This is a genomic window from Aquiflexum sp. (assembly GCF_041749095.1).
Classification (GTDB): domain Bacteria; phylum Bacteroidota; class Bacteroidia; order Cytophagales; family Cyclobacteriaceae; genus Aquiflexum.
In genome coordinates this window covers 1-4,774 of the sequence record NZ_JBGTCA010000117.1, presented here as the reverse complement: position 1 = coordinate 4,774, position 4,774 = coordinate 1, and the positions used below count along the sequence as shown (strand labels likewise).

The following is a 4,774-nucleotide window of genomic DNA, read 5'->3' as shown; positions in this document are numbered from 1 at the left end:
AATTGAACATATTCCTAGTGAAACTTACGAGGCTCCTAAAACAGGACTTCAAATACTATTAACTGCAATCTGGCAAAAAACACTTGGATTGGAGAAAGTTGGTATCCAAGATGTTTTCTTTGTTTTGGGAGGACACTCCTTACTGGCGATGAAAGTTATAGCTACTATTCGAAGTGAGATTGGAGTCGAACTTTCGATAAGGGAGATGTTCAATTTCCCGACCATTCGGCAGTTGGCTGAAATCTTAGCCTCCAAAAGTAGTGACGAAAGTGACCGAATTCCAATTGGAAATTCTGAAAGACCTGAAATCATCCCCCTTTCCTTTAATCAACAGAGCCTTTGGTTTATCCATCAATTATCAGGAAGTATCCAATACCATATTCCAATCATTTTCAGAATTGAAGGAGATTTAAACAAAAAGGCTCTAAAAACTGCGTTGGTTGAAATCGTGAACAGACATGAAATCCTTCGCACAGTTATTTGTGAAAAAGATGGAATCAAATTCCCAAAAAAATTGGAGAAGAATCAGTTTGCCATTGATTTCAAGGATGTAAGTAAGGATGAGTTGGATAAAGAAATCCATAATTTCCTAGGGACGCCATATGACCTGAACAATGACCACATGATCCGGGCATGTTTGATAAATCCGGGCAATGAAGATCATATTTTGATAATTGTATTGCACCATATTGCCTTCGATGGGGCATCCTCAGTCATACTCAAAAAAGAATTGTTAGGGCTCTACAGGGCTCATTCAAATGGGAAAGCAATTGATCTTCCTAAACTCCCATTTCAGTATGCAGATTATGCCATTTGGCAAAGGAAATTCACTTCCCATGATTTATCTCATAAAAAAATAAAATATTGGAAGAGCAGACTTCAAGGCACAAACCCAATTCAGCTTCCTACTGATTTCCCAAGGCCTGCTGTGCTTTCTACAAAAGGAGATTTATTGCAATTTTCAATTGAACAAGAACTGATTGATAAAATGTACACAATCGGTCAAGGCCAAAACGCCACCCTTTTCATGACCCTTTTAACTGCGTTCAATGTAATGCTCCACAGGTACTCCCAGCAGGAAGATATCTGTGTCGGAATACCTGTGTCAGGCAGAGAAATGCAGGAATTTGAGGATCTGATTGGTTTTATTGTGAATACCATTCCTATTAGGACTCAGTTGACTGGAAACTTGGGATTCAACAATCTTTTGGGACAGGTACGGACGAATACCATTGACGCTTTTGAAAATGGGCAAATTCCTTTCGAGTTAATTGTCGAATCACTTAAGATCAAAAGAGATCTAAGTAGGAATCCTCTATTTCAGGTATTGTTTGTTCTCCATGGCGCATCTGAAAAAAGCTTTCAAACAGATGACACCAAGTGGACATCATTGGGTTTCAATCTTTCAACTTCGAGATTTGACTTTGCTTTTGAATTAACAGAAACAGAGAACGGCCATGATGGAATGGTTGAATACAACACAGACCTCTTTTCGAAAGAAACCATAGAAAGGATGATTGGCCATTACAAGACCTTGTTGTATTCAATTTCTGATAATCCATCTAACAGGATTGAAAAACTGAAAATGATAAGCCTTGAGGAAGATGACCTTATTTTAAGAAAATTCAACAATTCAAAATCCAATTACGCCAAAAGTGAAACAGTTGTAAGTCTTTTTGAGGAAACAGCGAAGCAGTCACCAAACAAGCTGGCCGTTGTTGCTGGCGGTCAAAGTATAAATTATAAAGAACTTGACCAAAGATCTAACCAATTCGCCAACTACCTGATCTTAAAAGGAGTCAAGTCGGAAAACCCGATACCACTTTGCATAGATCGATCTATTGAGATGGTCATCGGGATTCTTGGAATTCTAAAGGCCGGGGGCGCATTGGTTCCTATCGACCCTTCGCTACCTGTAGAAAGGATTGATTACATGTTGGAAGATACTGGAGCTGATTTTGTCATTTGCATCTCAAGTACTTCAGACAAGGTCTCAAGTCACAAAAAACTGTTATTAGATCAAGAACGAGAGGAAATTAACTTAATGTCCTCCAACAAGCCACTCCCCTCGCCTAGTCCTGAAAATCTCTTTGATATCATATATACCTCTGGATCCACAGGTAAGCCTAAAGGTGTGATGGTTGAACACAGAAATTTGGTCAACTTTCTTATCAGCATGTCCAGAGATGTAGAATTCAATTCTTCTTCCAGTATTCTATCTGTCACCACATATAGCTTCGATATTTTTTATCTTGAACTATTTCTTCCGCTTTTTCAGGGAGGCTGCGTTTACTTAGCTGATAAAGAAACTACCCTCGATGGTTATAAACTTGCACAGGAAATCGAAGAAAAAGCACCTACTCATATGCAAGCCACGCCATCAGGATGGCAATTGCTTCTCGAAAGTGGATGGAAAAACCCAAGCGGGATAAAAATGCTGGTGGGCGGAGAAGCGCTCAAGGAAGATACAAAAAATACGCTTTCATCTTTAGGGACACTTTGGAATCTATATGGTCCAACGGAAACTACAATCTGGTCCACTCTGAATAAAATGGATTCCTCCCGCAAAGTGAATATTGGTAAACCCATTGCCAACACTTCCATCTATATTCTTGGTTCAGGAGATCAACCCAATCCAATAGGAATTCCGGGTGAACTCTGTATTGGAGGGGATGGTGTCGGAAGAGGTTACCTCAACAGGCCTGAACTCACTTCCGAAAAGTTTGTTCCTGACCCTTTCAGTGAAAAGAAAGATGCTAAAATGTACCGTACCGGGGACCTTGCAAAATGGCTCCCTGACGGCAATATTGAATACTTGGGGAGGATCGATGATCAGGTCAAAATCAGAGGCCACCGAATCGAACTCGGGGAGATTGAAACTGTACTTCAGCAGCACACGGGGATTAAACAGTCAGTTGTCGCAGTAAAACAGGATAACTGGGGCAACGATAGACTTGTGGGCTATGTGGTGTGCAAAGATCCCTTTAAAAGAGATGATCTTATTTCTTTTCTCAGCGAAAAACTTCCTGATTACATGGTGCCCCAAACTTGGATGGAACTGGATACTCTACCGTTGACTTTCAACGGTAAAGTCAACAGGAAAGCACTTCCTGAGCCTGTGGTGGAATCTTTTGAGACCTCAAAATTTGAACCTCCAAAAACCAAACCTGAAAAGCAGTTAGCTGAAATTTGGGAAGAAATATTAGGTGTAGAGAAAGTGGGGCTCAATGATGATTTTTTTGAACTTGGGGGCCATTCTCTTATGGCCATGAGGGTAATTGTAGCTTTAAAACAGGAAACAGGACATTCAATTTCTATCCGAGATCTGTTTTCTAACCCAACTTTGAAAAAGTTGACAGAAATCCTTTCTACCAAAGAAATTGATAATAAGGAATATGGAGTCCAAATCCTTAGCGAAAGACCCGAAAATGTTCCCCTTTCCTACAATCAACAAAGCCTTTGGTTTATTCATCAATTAGAAGGCAGCGTTCAGTACCACATTCCCGTCATTTTTAAAATAAGAGGAAAACTGGACAAAAAAGCATTGGAGAATGGTCTAAAACAAATCGTCAACCGACATGAAATCCTACGAACAGTCATCTCAGAAATAGATGGTGTGGAATATCAAAAAATACTGGAAAAGAATCAATTTAAACTTGATGACAAAGAATCCAACGACAAGGATCTTGACAAAGAAATCACCAAGCTGATCAGAGTGCCTTTTGACTTGAATAATGATTACATGATCAGGGCATGTCTTATCACATCTGGAACAGATGAATATTGTTTGGTCATTACCATGCATCATATTGCCTCTGATGGATGGTCCTCTTCCATAATTAAAAAGGAGCTTAAAGAACTCTATAGGTCTATTTCTACAGGAAACTCACCTGGTTTACCCGAGCTCCCATATCAATATGCAGATTATGCACTATGGCAGAGAAATATTATCGCTCAGGATTCTTTCCAATCAAAAATAGACCTTTGGAAAAAAAGACTTCTGGATACCACACCACTTCAACTTCCAACTGACTACACAAGACCTTCCATTCTTAGCTCAAAAGGAGATATTCATCGATTTACACTTGATTCAAAAATAGTCTCTCAACTGAAAGATTTAGGGAAAAGTCAAAAAGTCACACTATTCATGACATTGCTAGCGGCGTACAAAATCCTGCTTTATCGGTATAGTGGTCAGGAGGATATTTGTGTCGGAACACCTATAGCCGGAAGAGAAAACAAGGAAACAGAAGATTTGATAGGCTTTTTTGTAAATACACTAGCCCTTAGATCCCAAATCCAAAACTCTTTGGGATTTGATGAATTTTTGGACCAGGTAAAAACATCTACTTTAGAAGCTTTTGAAGTTCAGCAAGTGCCATTTGAAATCATAGTGAGTAATTTAGGCCAGGAAAGAGACTTAAGCAGAAACCCCATATTCCAAGTGCTGTTCGTTTTGCAGAATGTTCCAGATTCCAAATTCGAAATAGAAGGAGCAGAAATTTCCGAAAAAGCATTTGAGCATTTAACCTCTAAGTTCGACATGACTTTTGAGCTTACGGAGACAAATGGAGGAATTGAAGGTTTATTGGAGTATTGTACAGATCTATTTAAAAAAGAATCGATTATAAAATTTGCCTCTCATTACAAACAGCTTTTGCAATCCATTTGTAATAATCCCACAGAAAAAATCGGAATGCTGGAAATCCTTCAAAAGGAAGAAGAAAATCAGCTTTTGGAATCCTTAAATGGAACACAAAAACCCTTTACGGAA

General features: G+C 39.1%; 1 protein-coding gene. It reads left to right on the top strand.

The features are described from left to right. Window positions 1-4,774 (top strand): amino acid adenylation domain-containing protein (locus ACEW8O_RS06335; protein WP_373493782.1); only part of this gene is annotated, 4,774 nt, incomplete at both ends.